Source organism: Streptomyces sp. CY-1 (assembly GCF_047218265.1).
Taxonomy (GTDB): domain Bacteria; phylum Actinomycetota; class Actinomycetes; order Streptomycetales; family Streptomycetaceae; genus Streptomyces; species Streptomyces niphimycinicus.
The window spans coordinates 8,023,560-8,039,658 of the sequence record NZ_CP178393.1 but is presented as its reverse complement, the minus strand read 5'-3'; the positions used below and the strand labels follow the sequence as shown (position 1 = coordinate 8,039,658).

The following is a 16,099-nucleotide window of genomic DNA, read 5'->3' as shown; positions in this document are numbered from 1 at the left end:
CAGGTGACTCAGGTGATGAACAGTCCGGAACCGGCGCTCCGGAAGCGGGCCGGGCGGGAAAACGCCGACGGGGCCTCCCCAGTGGGAGACCCCGCCGAACCGGCCGTGATGACGGGCCGGGCGTCAGACGTCGATGCGCGACCGGTCCAGGGTCGCCGCCGAGTTGGTGATGAACTCCTTACGGGGCGCGACCTCATTGCCCATGAGCAGGTCGAAGGCGCGCTCGGCGGCCTCCAGGTCGCTGATGTTGATGCGCCGCAGGGTGCGGTGGCGCGGGTCCATCGTGGTCTCCGCGAGCTGGTCGGCGTCCATCTCACCCAGACCCTTGTAGCGCTGGATGCCGTCCTTGTAGCGGACCTCGCGGCGCTGGAGGTCCAGCAGCGTCTCCTGGAGCTCCTGGTCGGAGTAGGTGTAGACGTACTTGCTCTGCCCCCGCTTGGGGTTCACCAGCTCCACCCGGTGCAGCGGCGGCACCGCCGAGAAGACCCGTCCCTGCTCGACCATCGGCCGCATATAGCGCTGGAAGAGGGTGAGCAGCAGACAGCGGATGTGCGCGCCGTCGACATCGGCGTCGGCGAGGAAGATCACCTTGCCGTAGCGCGCCTGGTCGATGTCGAAGGTCCGGCCCGACCCGGCCCCTATCACCTGGATGATCGCGCCGCACTCGGCGTTCTTGAGCATGTCCGAGATCGACGACTTCTGGACGTTGAGGATCTTGCCGCGGATCGGCAGCAGCGCCTGGAACTCGGAGTTCCGGGCCAGCTTGGCCGTACCCAGCGCCGAGTCCCCCTCGACGATGAACAGCTCACTGCGGCCCACGTCGTCACTGCGGCAGTCGGCCAGCTTCGCGGGCAGCGAGGAGGACTCCAGCGCGGTCTTACGGCGCTGCGCCTCCTTGTGCTGACGGGCCGCGATGCGCGTACGGGCCGCGGCCACGACCTTCTCCAGGACGGCACGGGCCTGCTGCTTGGCATCCCGCTTGGAGGAGGTCAGGAACTCCTTGAGCTCCTTGGAGACCACATTGGCCACGATCCGGGAGGCCGCCGAGGTGCCCAGCACCTCCTTGGTCTGGCCCTCGAACTGCGGCTCGGCCAGCCGGACGGTCACCACCGCCGTCAGGCCCTCCATGGCGTCGTCCTTGACGACGTCGTCCTCGGCGACGCGCAGCAGCTTTGCGGAGCGCAGCGCCTCGTTGACCGTCCTGGCGATCGCGCGCTCGAAGCCGGCGACATGGGTGCCGCCCTTCGGGGTCGCGATGATGTTGACGAACGACTTCACGGTCGCGTCGTATCCGGTGCCCCACCGCAGCGCGATGTCGACGCCCAGGTCGCGGGTGACCTCGGTCGGCGTCATATGGCCGCGCTCGTCGAGAACCGGCACGGTCTCCTTGAAGCTGCCCTGCCCGGACAGCCGCAGCACATCGCAGACGGCCTTGTCCTGGGCGAGGTACTCGCAGAACTCGCTGATCCCCCCGTCGTAGCGGAAGGTCTCCTCGACCGGCCCCTCCCGCCCCTCCAGGGCCCGCTCGTCCCGGACGACCAGGGTCAGCCCCGGCACCAGGAACGCGGTCTGCCGGGCGCGGGCGTACAGCGTCTCCAGGGAGAGCTTGGCGTCCTTGAGGAAGATCTGGCGGTCCGCCCAGTAGCGGATGCGGGTGCCGGTGCGGGTCTTGGGAACCCTCTTGCCCTTGAGGAGGCCGCTGGACGGGTCGAACGGAGCGTCCGGCCCGGATTCGGTGAAGATCCCGGGGACGCCGCGGCGGAAGCTGATCGCGTGGGTCACGCCGCGGTCCACCTCCACGTCGAGGCGGGCGGACAGCGCGTTCACCACGGAGGCGCCGACGCCGTGCAGACCGCCGGAGGCCGCGTACGAGCCGCCGCCGAACTTCCCGCCGGCGTGCAGCTTGGTCATCACGACCTCGACGCCGGACAGCCCGGTCTTGGGCTCGACGTCCACCGGAATGCCCCGGCCGTTGTCGCGCACCTCCACGGAGCCGTCTTCGTGGAGGATCACCTCGATGTGGTCGCAGAAGCCGCCCAGGGCCTCGTCCACCGAGTTGTCGATGATCTCCCAGAGGCAGTGCATGAGGCCACGGCTGTCGGTCGAGCCGATGTACATGCCAGGGCGCTTGCGCACTGCCTCGAGCCCCTCGAGGACGAGAAGGTGCCGCGCGGTGTAGTTGGAGCCGCCCCGGTCTGCTCCGGTCAGCAGCGCAGTGGACGGCACGGACGTGTCGGCGGTCACGCGGTTCGCTCCTCGCTGAATTTCTTGTTGGCCCAGCAATGGGCACGATGGTGGCATGGTCGCCCGTCAGAGCGTACTGGGGCCTGATAGAGCCTTTGTGCCGCCACCCGTTGAAACGTCCATGCTAGTCGCACCCGCCACCGTTTCGCTCGTACGTTCGATATCCGGCGGGGGTGACGCACACATCACGTTCCCTTTCAGGCATGAACCATTTAGGCTCCGGGCACGTCATCATTCACAACCGGCAACCCGGCCGGGAGGGTGAACCAGACAAACGACTCGATACACCAAAGCTAGGCAATACGGCTCATTCGCCGCCAAACGTCACCATCCGGCCTACTCAGAAGCAATTTTTGGGAAAAAGCCACGAGCGGGAACGATTTCAGGCTGGTTGGATGTTGACCCTGGTACGACAGCTCGTCGAGCTAGAGAAGAGGCGACGTGACTACTGTTCTGACCCCCGCGAGCCCGTTGACGGCCGCTGACCGCTGCGACCGCTGCGGCGCCCAGGCGTACCTGCGCGTGGTGCTGATCAGCGGTGGTGAACTGCTCTTCTGCGCCCATCACGGGCGCAAGTTCGAGCCGGAACTCAAGAAGATCGCCGCGGAAATACAGGACGAGACCGAGCGGCTCACCGCAGCTCCGGCGTCCGCGTCCGACGACGAACGCTGACGCCTCACACCCACACGACGACGAGCGACGCCGGCCCAGGGCCGGATCCCGGGCGGTCTGCCCCCGAGTGGGGCGGCCGCCCACGCTCGTTCCGTGGGCCCGTCCGCACCACCCCACGGGCCCTCCGGGGCTCCGCATTCACCCCCATCGCGGGGCTTCGCATCAGCCATGGGCGGCCACCAGATCGGCCACCGCCGAGATCCTCGTGTAGACCCCGGGCCGCCCCGCCACCGCGCATCCACTGCCCCAGGACACCAGGCCCACCAGCCGCCCCCGGGCGACCAGCGGCCCTCCGCTGTCCCCCTGACAGGCGTCCCGACCCCCGTCCGGCAGCCCCGCGCAGACCATGGACCGCGGGTCGTAATCCCCCTCCGCGTTGCCCGGATAGGCCCGCTCGCAGACCGTGTCGGCCAGCACCTGCACGGACGCCGTGCGCAGCGCCGACGCATAGCTGCCATCGCCCCGCGTATCGCCCCAGCCGTACACCGCGGCCTTTTCCCCCGGCCGGTACGCCCGGTCGCCGCTGCCCGCCATGGGGATGGTGTACGCCGCCGGCACCGCGACCCCCAGGGTGAGGACCGCGATGTCCCCGCCCCTGTTGTCGCCCTCGTACGCCGGATTGACCCACACCCGCGCCGTCGGGTACTCCACCCCGTTGCTCTTCCGCAGGTCATTGCGGCCGATGATCACCCTGAGGTCCTTGACCTGCCGCCAGTCCATGCCGAGCACCCCACGGCTCAGACAGTGGGCCGCCGTGACGACCGTCGTGGGCCCCACCACCGCCCCGCCGCAGAACTGGCCCGACCTCTTCTCCCCGAAGAGCGCACGGCTGGCCAGGGCCACCGTCCAGGGCGCCTCGACCGTACGGGCCGGATGCCCGCCGATCACGACACGGTCGGCCGTCGCCGGAGCGGGTGCGGTGAGCACCATCGCGAGCGCGGCGGCCAGCGGCACCACCAGGACGACGAGGAGCGAGCGGAGCGACGTACGCATGCAGCCTCCTGACCATACGGAGCGTCTCGCACACTCAGAGTTACCCCCTATGTCGCAAACCGCATCCCGAGTGGGCCAAGCGGGGAACATGGCGCCGACGCAGCGCGAAGGCCGGGCCCCTCGAGGGGCCCGGCCTTCGCGCTGCTGTACCGCTTCGGTTATGCGGCGGCGGTCCGCATCAGTCCAGGTAGTCCCGGAGGACCTGGGAGCGGGACGGGTGGCGCAGCTTCGACATCGTCTTGGACTCGATCTGACGGATGCGCTCACGCGTCACGCCGTAGACCTTGCCGATCTCGTCGAGGGTCTTCGGCTGGCCGTCGGTGAGGCCGAAGCGCATCGAGACCACGCCCGCCTCACGCTCGCTGAGCGTGTCGAGCACGGAGTGCAACTGCTCCTGGAGCAGGGTGAAGCTGACCGCGTCGGCCGGGACGACCGCCTCGGAGTCCTCGATGAGGTCACCGAACTCGCTGTCGCCGTCCTCGCCCAGCGGGGTGTGCAGCGAGATCGGCTCACGGCCGTACTTCTGGACCTCGATGACCTTCTCGGGGGTCATGTCGAGCTCCTTGGCCAGCTCCTCCGGGGTGGGCTCGCGGCCCAGGTCCTGGAGCATCTGGCGCTGGACGCGCGCCAGCTTGTTGATGACCTCGACCATATGCACCGGGATACGGATGGTGCGGGCCTGGTCGGCCATGGCGCGGGTGATCGCCTGACGGATCCACCAGGTGGCATACGTGGAGAACTTGTAGCCCTTGGTGTAGTCGAACTTCTCGACGGCGCGGATCAGACCGAGGTTGCCCTCCTGGATGAGGTCCAGGAAGAGCATGCCGCGGCCCGTGTAGCGCTTGGCCAGGGAGACCACCAGACGGAGGTTGGCCTCCAGGAGGTGGTTCTTGGCGCGGCGGCCGTCCTCGGCGATGATCTCCAGCTCGCGCTTGAGCTTGGGGGCCAGCTTGTCCGAGTTGGCGAGCTTGTCCTCGGCGAACAGACCGGCCTCGATGCGCTTGGCGAGCTCGACCTCCTGCTCGGCGTTGAGCAGCGGGACCTTGCCGATCTGCTTGAGGTAGTCCTTGACCGGGTCGGCCGTGGCACCGGCCGCGGCGACCTGCTGCGCGGGGGCGTCGTCCTCGTCCTCGTCGGAGAGCACGAAGCCCGCGTTCTCGGGCTCGGCCTCGGCACCCTCGGGACCGGGCTTGCCCGGTGCGGCCTCCTCGATGACCTCGTCGGCCTCGAGAAGCTCGTCGGTGACGTCCTTCTTGGCGGTGGTCTTCTTCGCGACCGTCTTCTTGGCGGCGGCCGCGGTGGTCTTCTTGGCGACCGTCTTCTTGGCCGTGGCCTTCTTGGCGGCGGCCTTCTTCGCGGGGGACGCCATGGCCTCGTCGGCCGGGATGTCGCCGGCGTCCGCCGATGGGATGGCCGGGGCTGTGGGGGCCTTCTTGGCGGTGACCGTCTTGGCCGCGACAGTCTTGGTGGCGGTGCGCTTTGCCGGGCTCTTCGCTGCGACGCTCTTGCGGGTGCGCTTGGGCGCTTCTGCGGCACTGACCATCAGCGTCACACCCTCCTCGTCGAGGATCTGGTTGAGGCTGCGCAGTACGTTCTTCCACTGGGTTGGCGGAATCTGGTCAGCCTCGAAGGCCCGGCGCACATCGTCGCCTGCGATCTGCCCCTCAGCCTTTCCCCGCTCGATGAGCGCCATGACAGACTCCGACTCGGCGATCTCCGGCGGGAGCGTACGGGATGTGCTGGCCGACACGAACAACCTCTCGGAACGTTGGAAACGGCTTCCGGCTCAGTCCGGTGGGGACCGGAGCCGACGACCGCCGGCAGGGATGAACCGACGGCGCGGGCGGAGTGCGGAGGAGTACAGCGTTACGAGCGACATCCGTATTCCCTCCGCGGCTGCCACCTCTTTAATCATCGCGCTACCCCAAAGAGCGTTACGCCCAATACTCGTGGCCCGAGTCACACCCCATAACGGTCTTAATGCCCATCCAACGGGACAGAAAACTCCCGGTCGTGCACCGATGGGAGCCGTACGGTGCCGACCGATCGGTCGCGCCGCGCCGCCGAACCCGCGGCGCGGGATCCGGCGACGCCCTCTCGTACGCCGTACGGCATCCATCGGGCCGGCACTCGCCGCCTACTGACACCGCCTCGCCGTACGTCGTACGCGGCACGCTCCGGACGCCCGGGGATCCGGGCACCGGACGCGCCGACGGATCAGTGCTCGCGCGGCGCGGGCACCCCGACCTCGGCATGATCGAGATCCGGGTGGACGGTCAGCAACTGGCGCATCGCCGCCTCGGACGCCGCGGCATCGCCCTCGCCGATCGCCTCCACGATCCGGCGGTGGTGGGCGACGCCCGCCTCGGTGAGGCGGTCGCAGCCGGAGACGGGCGCCCCGGAGACGTGGAGCGCGGCGGCGACGATGCCCGCCAGGTGCTCCAGCATCCGGTTGCCCCCGACCTGTAGCAGCAGGGCGTGGAACTCGGCGTCGGCGCGGGAGAAGGTGAGGGTGTCACCCTGTGTCAGCGCATGGGTCATGATCTCGACCATGTCGGCGAGCCGCTGCTGCACCTCCTCGCGGCCGTGCCCGGCGGCGAGCCGGGCGGCCAGCGGCTCGATGGTCCAGCGCAGCTCGCACAGCTCGCGGCGCTGGTCGTCGCGCTGTGGGCCGAAGGCGCGCCACTCGATGATGTCCGGATCGAGCAGATTCCAGTCGCTGACCGGACGGACCCGGGTGCCCACATTGGGGCGGGCGCTGACCAGGCCCTTGGCCTCGAGGACGCGCAGCGATTCCCGTACGACGGTGCGGGAGACCTCGAAGCGCTGTCCGATCTCCTCGGGGACGAGCGGACGGTCCGCGCCCAGGTCGCCGGAGACGATCATCTGGCCGAGCTGCTGTACGAGTTGGCCGTGCAGCCCGCGGCCCCGGTTGCCGGCCGCGCGTCGGCCCACCCGGCCGATCTCTGCCTCGGCGCCGTCCCAGGCGGAGGGGGCGCTGCCGCGGCCGGCGCCGGGGGCGTCGGCGTAGGAGTAGCGGTCAAGCTCGCCCGAACCGGCCAGGCCGGAGTCGGCGGGGCGAGCCGCGGTCATCGTGGTGTGCGCAAGGGTACTCACGCATCCTTTGTCGGCGACGCCTCGGAAGCCCTTGAGGTCTTTGGTGAAAAGCACACGAAAGGGTGATCGCCCATTACCTCATAATTGACGCTCAATCGGACAGAAAGAAGCATGCTGCGGGGAGTTGCGAGCAGTTCGCGCTATGGGTGTGCGAATCCACTTCGGGCCTGATCCACTGGCTCCGCACGGGCCGGGCGACCGGCGGGCCGGGCCCATCCCACCCAGCCCGGGGGCCCGGCCCGGGGTGGGTGGGGTGGGTGTTACTGGCGAGTGCTCCTGCCGCGCAGACCGGTGAGGGCGTAGGCACACAGCAGGACGGCGACGGACAACATCAGGGCCTGTCCGACCGGTTGGGAGGCGAGCCGCAGCGCGACCGCCAGCCCTCGGTCGATCATGGACGGCGGCCGGTCCAGCGTCGCCGCGCGCAGCCGGTGCGGCAGCATGACCAGCGAACGCAGCGACGGATCCTCCGCCGCACGCTGGACGACGGGCACCGCCAGGATCGGCACGGCGAGCAAGGTGGCCAGCCCTAGCGCGGTGGACCGGAAGACTCCGGCGGCCAGCAGCCCGGCCCACGACGAGCCGATGGTCAGTCCGAAGACGCCGACCACCAGCTCCGGCCAGTCGCCCGGCAGCGGTACCGCGTTGCCGCCGACGAGCAGCAGGAGCGCCGCGCTGTCGAGCACGATGACGCCGAGCGACAGCAGGACGGCACCGGCCGCGCAGACCGCGAATTTGGCGGCCAGCAGCCCGAGCCGTCGGGGCACGGCGTCCCGCGTCGCGGCCAGTGCCGGAAAGCGGAACTCGTCGCCGAAGGCGAGGGCTCCCAGAAGACCTGCCGCGATGGCGACGGGAGGCAGCGGGAGGTCGGCGGGCCAGCCGGTGAGCCGGTGCAGTTCCCCGACGCCACCCGCGCGGGCGAGCAGCACGGAGGCGAGGAGGGAGGCGACGATGGCGGCGACGCCGATCAGCCAGCCGGTCCGTACGCCGGTGGTGCGGCGCAGTTCGTAGCGCATCGGCCAGGCGGGGCCGGGGAAGCGGAGCTTGGGGAGCAGGCGCAGCGGGGGCGCCTCGGGGTCGCGGGCGCGGGCGCCCGCGACGGTGCCCGGGCCCAGATCCGCGGTCTCCTCGACCAGCCGGTGGACCACGATGCCGTGGCGGTAGGCGGTCTCCCCGACGGAGGCGGGGGACAGGCCGTAGACGGAGATGTGGGTGTCGTCGTCCCGCACCACGGAGAACGGGTCGGCGGGCGCGGCGACCGGCTCCTCCTCGGCCTCGTTCCCGGCCACGGCCCGGGTCCGCGCGGCGGCCGCATCGGCGTCGGCAGCGGGGGCGGGGACAGGGACGGCGGGGGCGGGGGCAGGGGCTGGGGCAGCCTTCTTCGCCTTGTCCGACTTGGCGGTCTTGCCACCCGACTTGGCCGCCTGGCCATCCGGCTGGACCGCCATGTCATCCGGCTGGGCCGCCTTGTCGCTGGCCGCGGCCTCCGGGGTGGCCTTGGTCGCCTCGGCCCCGGCAGCGGCGCCACGGGCGGCGGGCTGGGCCTTCCTGGCCTTGCGCCAGATCGCCCTCTTCCTGACCTTGGACCCGGCACCCTCGGCCTTGGCGGCCTCGACCCCTTCGGCGACATCGGACGGGGCAGCGTCGGCCTGTGCCGCCTCGGCCTTGGCCGCGAGCTCGGCCGCGGCCCGGGCCTCCTCCTCCGCCTTGGCCTCGGCAAGCTGACGGGCGGCGTGGACCTCCTCCTCCAGGACGGCGGCGAGCCGGCCGACGAGCGGGGAGTGGACCACGACACGGGGGCGCAGCCGGGTGTGGGCGAACTCGTCCACCGGCTGATCGGCCACCAGCCGGCCCGACTCCAGGGTGAGCACCTGGTCCGCGACGCGGATGGCGCCCTCGGCGTCCTCGGTGGCGACGAGGACGGCGCCGCCATGGGCGGCGAATTGGCGCAGCAGCCCGTAGAGCCAGGCGGTCTCCCGGGCCGACAGGCCCCGTGCGGGCTCGTCGAGCACCAGGGTGTGCGGGTCCCCGAGAAGAGCGATGGCGATCCCGAGACGACGCTCCGCGCCGGTCGACAGATCACCGAGACGCTCGTCCGCCAGATCGGTGAGGCCGACCACGTCGAGCACCACATCGGCGCGTGCGGCGGGCACCCCGGCCGCGGCACCGAGCATCCTCAGATGCCCCCGCACGGTGCGGCCGGGGTGACCGGGGACATCCTCGAGGAGAACGCCGATCTCATGAGCCGGGCGCCGGATGCGGTGCAGGGGGCGGCCCCGGAAGAAGGCGGAGCCATGGCCCCGGTCGAGCTGCAGCAGAAGCCGCAGCGCGGTGGTCTTGCCCGCGCCGGGGCCGCCGAGCAGTGCGGTGACCCGGCCCGCCGGGGCCTCGAAGGTGAGGTCGTCGACAACGGGCGGTTGGTTGCGGCGGGGGGTGCTGGTCAGTCCGGTGGCCTGGATCATGGCTTCTCCCGCGGGGCATGGAACCGCTCGACGGCACGTGGGGACTGGTGGCGTACCGGAGCACGTTAACCCGCTATGTCCTATTTCTTCGGGACATAGCTCTCCTGTGGATTCGTCGTGTCATGGCTCGTCACACCTCGGGACGGAGCATGGGCGGATTGAGCAGCGTCGCTCCTCCGGCCCGGAAGAGCTGAGCGGGACGGCCGCCCTGACGGGTCGTCGTACCGCCGGTGGGCACCAGGAATCCCGGGGTGCCGGTGACCTTGCGGTGGAAGTTGCGCGGGTCCAGGGCCACGCCCCACACCGCCTCGTACACCCGGCGCAGCTCGCCGACCGTGAACTCCTGCGGGCAGAAGGCGGTGGCCAGCGAGGAGTACTCGATCTTCGAGCGGGCGCGCTCGACCCCGTCCGCGAGGATGCGGGCATGGTCGAAGGCGAGCGGGGCGGCCAGATCACTGTCGCGGCCGAACGCCCCGTCCTGGTCGAGCAGCGAGCCGACCGGGGCCCAGCGCACGCTGTGCGCGTCGCCTCCGGCCCGGGGCGCGGGCAGATCGGGCGCCAGCGCGAGGTGCGCCACGCTGACCACGCGCATGCGGGGGTCCCGCTTCGGATCGCCGTAGGTGGCGAGCTGCTCGAGATGGGCGGCGTTCGGAGAGACCGGAAGCGTGGGGTCATGGGCGAGCAGCCCGGTCTCCTCGGCCAGCTCCCTGGCAGCGGCGGCGGCGAGATCCTCATCGGCCCGGACGAAACCGCCGGGCAGCGCCCACCGCCCCTTGAAGGGCGCCTCCCCGCGTCGGACGGCCAGCGCACACAGCGAATGCCGCCGCACAGTGAGCACGACCAGATCAACGGTGACGGCGAACGCCGGAAAGGCCGACGGGTCGTAGGGCATGACGCGATCATAGTCGTCTGCCTGACGATAATCAGGCTCTTGAGCATGATCACCAATGTTCGGGAAATCGCTCTCTCAAGCGCTCGCCTGCGCGAATCCCGCACCTCCTTCCGAACGCCTCCGAGCCGCCCCACGCCCCGGATCACCGCACCCCGGCCCACTCACCGGTCCGCCCACCGGCCGTCCACCCCAGGCCCCGTTACAGGGCTCCCCGTCGCCCCCTGGCCCTCAGCCCACGGCCCTCCCGCCGGTCCGGGTCAGCGGCGGCTGCGCGCCCCCCGTCCACCGGTCCGGCGCCGCGCTCGCGGCCGCCCTTCCGGACGACGCCTGCCACCCGGGGCGGCCGTTCCGGCTGGGCCGCTCTTCCCACCCGGGCCCACCGTCCCGCCCGGCCACTCCCGCACAGACTCCCGCTCTCCCTTGGCTTCCGTTTCCGCCAGTTCCTCCGCCTCCGCCGACTCCTCCAACTCCGCCAGTTCCTCCGTCTCCGCCGGCTCCTCCAACTCCGACTCGACCGGTCCGGTCGTCTCCAACGGCTCGGCGTCCGCCAGGTCGCCGAGCCTCTCCAACTCCGCGTGGACTGCCGCGTGCACAGCGCGGTCGGCACGGTCGGCGAGGTCGGCACGCCCGGCGCCGGAGTCCTCCCGCCGGAGGCACCGCCGCAGCAGCTTCGGATGGACCCCCTCATTGCACGCCTGGTGCAGCAGCCTGGCGAAGAGGTAGTCGGGATCGACCCGCAGGGCACGGCCGAGCGCCACCCGTGCCGTGAGCTCATCACCCGCCGACCAGGCGACCCACCCCGCCAGGGTGAGCGGCGCCGCCGCGTGCTCCCCGTAGGAGCCGACGCAGCGACGGGCCAGCGCGCGCCACAGCCGCAGCGCCGCGTCTGCGTCCACTTCCTCCATCCACCCGGCCGCCCGGTCCCGCGTCCGCCGGTCCTGCAATCCGATGATCACCGCAGCCGCCTCCTGATCGTCGAGCAGCCGGTCATCGTGGAGATCGGCAGCACACGCGTCGGCGGCCGACGGCGCGGCCTGGAAGGTGTCCAGCATCCGGCCCACCAGACCGAGGGTTTGCTCACACACCGTCGTGGACTCACCGCCATCCAGGATCCTTGGCACGAGCTCGGCCCCGGCCGCGTCCAGCGCCCGCTCCTGCCCGTCGGCCCGGGGTGCGCCGAGCGGGGCGAGCCTGGCCTCCATCTCGCGCAGCGAGCCGCGCACCTGGACCCCCGCGAACGTCGCCGCCGCGGCCATGACCGAGGTGCCGGGCAGGGCGAGCGGAACGCCTTCCGGCGGGCAGCAGCGCCGGTCGGGACAGACATACGACCAGAACCGGCCGCCGGAGATGCACAGCGCCTCGAACACCGGCACCTCCAACCCGCCGCACGCGGTGCGCAGCCGCTGTGCGAGGGGTCGCAGCCGCTCCATCGCCTCCTCCCCCGACTCGCCCTCGGCCGGCTCCTGGCACAGGAACAGAACGACCCCGTCCGGGCGCCCGCCACGCCGCTCGCTGCCGCTGATCAGGCATTCGGCGAGCTGGTCGCAGACTTCGGGCCACTCCTCCGGGATCCGGGGAATGCCGAGCCTCAGCCTGCCGCCGAACCGGCCGCGGGAGCCGTGCAGCGCGATCATCACGATGCTGTCGTCCGGCTGAAAGCCCAGGACATAGGGCAGGGCATCGGCGAGCTCGGCCGGGCTGCGGAGGGTGACCTGCTCTTCGCCGGGCAGACCGGCCGATTCGTTGTGTCGAGTCATGGCCCGACGGTCCCTCAGCCCCGTCGACCCCGCCACCCCTGTGGATAACGTTATCCACAGGCTGCCGGGGCCGTTGGCGCGATGTCGGCGGGATCGGGTTGCATGGGGGCATGAGCGACGAAGATCTGCGTACCTCGGCCGACCGCGTCCTGGCCCGCCTCGTCGGGGACACCACCGGCTCCGCCCGGCTCCGGGAAGATCAATGGCGGGCGATCGAGGCGCTGGTCGCCGAGCGCCGCCGGGCGCTGGTCGTGCAGCGCACCGGCTGGGGCAAGTCGGCGGTGTATTTCGTCGCCACCGCGCTGCTGCGCGAGCGCGGGAGCGGTCCGACCGTGATCGTCTCTCCGCTGCTCGCGCTGATGCGCAACCAGGTCGAGGCCGCCGCGCGCGCCGGTATCCGGGCCCGCACCATCAATTCCGCGAACACCGAGGAGTGGGACACCATCCAGGCGGAGGTGGCCGAGGGCGAGGTGGATGTGCTGCTGGTGAGCCCCGAGCGGCTCAACAACCCCGATTTCCGCGACCAGGTGCTGCCACAGTTGGCCGCCGCCACCGGCCTGCTGGTCGTCGACGAGGCGCACTGCATCTCCGACTGGGGCCATGACTTCCGGCCCGATTACCGCAGGCTGCGCACCATGCTCGCGGATCTGCCCCAGGGCGTGCCCGTGCTCGCCACAACCGCGACCGCGAACGCACGGGTCACCGCCGATGTGGCCGAGCAGTTGGGCACCGGCGAAGGGACCGCGCGGGCGCTGGTGCTGCGCGGGCCGCTGGACCGGGAGAGCCTTCGGCTGGGCGTGCTGCCGCTGCCGGACGCCGCGCATCGGCTCGCCTGGCTCGCCGAGCACCTCGATGAGCTGCCGGGCTCGGGGATCATCTACACCCTCACCGTCGCCGCGGCCGAGGAGGTGACCGCGTTCCTGCGGCAGCGCGGCCACACCGTCACCTCCTACACCGGCAAGACGGAGAACGCGGATCGCCAGCAGGCCGAGGAGGACCTGCTGGCCAACCGGGTCAAGGCGCTTGTCGCCACCTCCGCGCTGGGCATGGGCTTCGACAAGCCGGACCTCGGCTTCGTGGTGCATCTCGGTTCGCCGTCCTCCCCCATCGCCTACTACCAGCAGGTCGGGCGCGCCGGGCGCGGTGTGGAGCACGCCGAGGTGCTGCTCCTGCCCGGTCGCGAGGACGAGGCGATCTGGCGGTATTTCGCCTCGCTCGCCTTCCCGCCCGAGGAGCAGGTGCGCCGCACCCTCGAGGTGCTGGCGGCGTCGGACCGGCCGGTGTCCCTGCCGGCGCTCGAGCCCCAGGTCGAGCTGCGGCGGTCACGTCTGGAGATCATGCTCAAGGTGCTCGATGTGGACGGCGCGGTGCGGCGTGTGCGCGGCGGCTGGACCGCGACCGGGCGGCCCTGGGCGTACGACGCGGAGCGGTATGCGTGGGTGGCGCGCCAGCGGGAGGCCGAGCAGCAGGCTATGCGGGAGTACGCCTCGACGGGCGACTGCCGGATGGAGTTCCTGCGGCGGCAGTTGGACGATGAGAAGGCGGCGCCCTGTGGCCGCTGTGACAACTGCGCGGAGGCCCGGTTCACCACCGAGGTGTCCGACGCCTCGCTGGACGCGGCGCGCGGCGAGCTGGGGCGGCCCGGTGTCGAGGTGGAGCCGCGCCGTATGTGGCCGACCGGGCTGCCCTCGGTGGGCGTCGATCTCAAGGGCCGCATTCCGGCGGATGAGCAGGCCGCCCCGGGCCGGGCCCTGGGCCGTCTCTCCGACATCGGCTGGGGAAACCGGCTGCGGCCGCTGCTGGCCCCGCAGAGTCCGGACGCCCCGGTGCCCGACGATGTGGCCGGTGCGGTGGTGACGGTGCTCGCCGACTGGGCCAAGGGCCCCGGCGGCTGGGCCTCGGGCGCGCCGGACGCCGCGGACCGCCCGGTGGGCGTGGTCACGGTCGCCTCGCGCACCCGCCCGGAGCTGATCCGGACACTCGGCGAACGGATCGCCACCGTTGGCCGGTTGCCGCTGCTCGGGAGCGTCGCGTACCACGACGGCGAATTCGACACCCGGGTGCCGCGCACCAACAGCGCTCAGCGGCTGCGAGCGCTGCACGGCGCGCTGACCGTGCCGCCCTCGCTGGCGGCGGCCCTTGCCGAGGCGGGTGGGCCGGTGCTGCTGGTGGACGACATGGCGGACACCGGCTGGACCCTGGCCGTCGCCTCCCGGCTGCTCCGCCGGGCCGGAGCGGCCGGAGTGTTTCCGCTGGTCCTGGCCGTGCAGGGGTAAGGGTGGCCGGGGCTGCGGCGGGGCATGAACCGGTCAGGAATATAGAGCGCACATCCAGGTAAAACGGTCAGTGGGACCAACTGCTCATTGCCGCACGCGGGCGCGACCGCAAGAATTGTCCGCAGCTCCCCCGCCCTCGGTCCGTCCGTGGTCCGTCGGGCTGTGTCGTGGCCCGCGCCCGTGCCCGACCCTTCGCACGGACCGTGGGCGCAGACGAAGGGAGGACCGTGACCTTCGGCTTCGCTCCGCCACCGTCCGCCGATTCCGTTTCCCGGGTCGGCCGGATGCTCCAGCCCGCCGAGTGGGCAGCAGCGGGGATCCCGCTGCTGCGCAATCCACGCGAGGTGGTCACCGGACTGCACAGCCGCCATCTGCCGACGCCCTCGACCGTCGTCGTCGCGGTCCTCGATCCGGATGAACGGCTCACGGCGAGCGCCTCCTTCGTCCGCCGAGCCGCCGCCGTCGACGGCTGGGACTTCCGGAACGCGCTGCTGGCGCAGTTGCGCCGGGTGATCCCGCACGATCTGCGGCGCCGCACACCGATCCGCACCGCCGTGCTGCTCTACTGCCGCGAGGGCGAGAGCCGGTGGACGGACGAGGACGGCGCCTGGATGTGGGGGTTGCGCGACGCCTGCACCCTGCACGGCCTGCGCTGCGGCGCCTACATCACGCTGACGCGTGACGGCTGGCAGGTCCTGGGCGAGGGGCGGGGCGGCCGTCGGCCGCACTCCGCTTCGCTGCCCACCGACTTGGATGTGGCCGTCGAGGGCGACGGCGCCCCGAAGGCGCTGCCGCGGCCCCACCGCGGAGCGCGCACGGCGCTGAGCCAGTCCGCCGCCGTCTGACCGGTCGCCGGGCACCCGCGTCCAACCGGTCGCGGGACGCCCGTGGCCACCTCCGTCCGTCCGGATGCCGGACAGCTCCGCCACGGGGGACAGAGCCTGCCGGACACCGGGCGTCCGGGGGCGTACGGCCTCAGGCGCCCGGACCGATGAGGGCGTTGATGCGCTTCGGGTCGCCGCAGACGATCAGCAGTGCCCCGGCACGGCCCATCGCCTCGGGCAGCACGCGGGCCACGGCGTCGTTCGCACCGCCGTTGACGGCGACGACCACGACCGGGCGGCCCTTGGCGCGATCGGCATCCGCACCGGCGTAGAAGACATCGTCTCCTGCGTCGTGCTGCGCCCAGTACGACGCCTCACCGAAGGACAATTCATGCGCCGCCCACGGATGCTGCTCCCCGGTGGTCAGCACCAGGATGTCAGCGGGGGCCCGGCCGGAATCCAGCAGCAGGTCGACCGCCTCGTCCGCCGCGTCCAGCGCGCCGTCCACCGTGGCGGGTATGAGCTGAAGCTGGGGACCGTCCTTCGCGGCGGCGGGTGCGGCCTTGGCAGCCGAAGCCGCCGGGGCGGTCGGCAGGGGCTTCGTCGCATCGCTCGTGGTGCGCTGCGACTGAGCCGACGAGGTTCCGGCGGAGCCACGGTTGGGACCGGGGCTTCCAGGCCGCCGCGGTGCGGGCCGGGGGCCGGGACCAGGGACAGGACGAGGGGTCGGCGCGGTGCGGCCTGCGGCCGGTGTCGCGCGGGGACCCGGGACACTCTCGTGAATCTGAGGCTCCTCGGGGATGAGAGGCATGGGCTGATGTCTATCAAACGTCGGTGCGAGTCGCATCGGCGGGTGGCGGTT

Annotated in this window: 11 protein-coding genes; 3 read left to right on the top strand and 8 right to left on the bottom strand. The window is 71.6% G+C overall.

Features of this window, described 5'->3' with window-relative positions; all coding sequences use genetic code 11:
* Positions 1 to 123 precede the first annotated feature (123 nt).
* Positions 124 to 2,244, bottom strand: coding sequence for a DNA gyrase/topoisomerase IV subunit B (locus ACK1X7_RS34575; protein WP_385151649.1), 2,121 nt, complete (start codon positions 2,242 to 2,244; stop codon positions 124 to 126).
* A 441-nt stretch (positions 2,245 to 2,685) separates the two neighbouring features.
* Here ACK1X7_RS34575 and ACK1X7_RS34570 point away from each other — a divergent pair, with 441 nt between their 5' ends.
* Complete coding sequence (locus ACK1X7_RS34570) at positions 2,686 to 2,916, top strand: DUF7455 domain-containing protein (RefSeq protein ID WP_030842698.1); 231 nt, start codon at positions 2,686 to 2,688, stop codon at positions 2,914 to 2,916.
* Between the two features lie 162 nt (positions 2,917 to 3,078).
* Here ACK1X7_RS34570 and ACK1X7_RS34565 read toward each other — a convergent pair whose 3' ends face one another.
* From ACK1X7_RS34565 to ACK1X7_RS34540, 6 genes are all read right to left on the bottom strand, one after another.
* Positions 3,079 to 3,909, bottom strand: coding sequence for a S1 family peptidase (locus ACK1X7_RS34565; RefSeq protein ID WP_385151652.1), 831 nt, complete (start codon positions 3,907 to 3,909; stop codon positions 3,079 to 3,081).
* A gap of 178 nt (positions 3,910 to 4,087) precedes the next feature.
* Positions 4,088 to 5,665 carry an RNA polymerase sigma factor gene (locus tag ACK1X7_RS34560; RefSeq protein WP_385152276.1) on the bottom strand — a complete coding sequence of 526 codons (1,578 nt, stop codon included), beginning with the start codon at positions 5,663 to 5,665 and terminating at the stop codon, positions 4,088 to 4,090.
* A gap of 461 nt (positions 5,666 to 6,126) precedes the next feature.
* Positions 6,127 to 7,080, bottom strand: coding sequence for a FadR/GntR family transcriptional regulator (locus ACK1X7_RS34555; protein WP_361498745.1), 954 nt, complete (start codon positions 7,078 to 7,080; stop codon positions 6,127 to 6,129).
* Between the two features lie 206 nt (positions 7,081 to 7,286).
* Positions 7,287 to 9,488, bottom strand: a complete 2,202-nt coding sequence (locus ACK1X7_RS34550) for an ATP-binding cassette domain-containing protein (protein WP_385152273.1) — start codon at positions 9,486 to 9,488, stop codon at positions 7,287 to 7,289.
* Between the two features lie 130 nt (positions 9,489 to 9,618).
* A complete protein-coding gene (locus tag ACK1X7_RS34545; protein ID WP_413116100.1) occupies positions 9,619 to 10,380 on the bottom strand; it encodes an NUDIX hydrolase in 762 nt (253 codons plus the stop codon).
* A 257-nt stretch (positions 10,381 to 10,637) separates the two neighbouring features.
* A complete protein-coding gene (locus ACK1X7_RS34540) occupies positions 10,638 to 12,137 on the bottom strand; it encodes a DUF4192 domain-containing protein (RefSeq protein WP_385152270.1) in 1,500 nt (499 codons plus the stop codon).
* Positions 12,138 to 12,247: 110 nt separating this feature from the next.
* Here ACK1X7_RS34540 and ACK1X7_RS34535 point away from each other — a divergent pair, with 110 nt between their 5' ends.
* Positions 12,248 to 14,413 carry a RecQ family ATP-dependent DNA helicase gene (locus ACK1X7_RS34535; RefSeq protein WP_385152267.1) on the top strand — a complete coding sequence of 722 codons (2,166 nt, stop codon included), beginning with the start codon at positions 12,248 to 12,250 and terminating at the stop codon, positions 14,411 to 14,413.
* 227 nt (positions 14,414 to 14,640) lie between these two features.
* Entirely contained in the window at positions 14,641 to 15,258 is a 618-nt protein-coding gene (locus ACK1X7_RS34530) for a hypothetical protein (RefSeq protein WP_385152264.1), read from the top strand.
* Between the two features lie 130 nt (positions 15,259 to 15,388).
* Here the strand turns inward: ACK1X7_RS34530 and ACK1X7_RS34525 are convergent, their stop codons facing one another.
* The gene (locus ACK1X7_RS34525; protein ID WP_385152261.1) at positions 15,389 to 16,048 is read right to left on the bottom strand and encodes a hypothetical protein; all 660 of its coding nucleotides are present in this window, start codon (positions 16,046 to 16,048) and stop codon (positions 15,389 to 15,391) included.
* Positions 16,049 to 16,099: the final 51 nt, after the last annotated feature.

Bases quoted from the DNA above. Each gene is read 5' to 3' on its own strand.
- ACK1X7_RS34545 (WP_413116100.1), bottom strand. From the start codon at position 10,380: ATGCCCTACGACCCGTCGGCCTTTCCGGCGTTCGCCGTCACCGTTGAT.
- ACK1X7_RS34550 (WP_385152273.1), bottom strand. From the start codon at position 9,488: ATGATCCAGGCCACCGGACTGACCAGCACCCCCCGCCGCAACCAACCG.
- ACK1X7_RS34525 (WP_385152261.1), bottom strand. From the start codon at position 16,048: ATGCCTCTCATCCCCGAGGAGCCTCAGATTCACGAGAGTGTCCCGGGT.
- ACK1X7_RS34540 (WP_385152270.1), bottom strand. From the start codon at position 12,137: ATGACTCGACACAACGAATCGGCCGGTCTGCCCGGCGAAGAGCAGGTC.
- ACK1X7_RS34535 (WP_385152267.1), top strand. From the start codon at position 12,248: ATGAGCGACGAAGATCTGCGTACCTCGGCCGACCGCGTCCTGGCCCGC.
- ACK1X7_RS34565 (WP_385151652.1), bottom strand. From the start codon at position 3,909: ATGCGTACGTCGCTCCGCTCGCTCCTCGTCGTCCTGGTGGTGCCGCTG.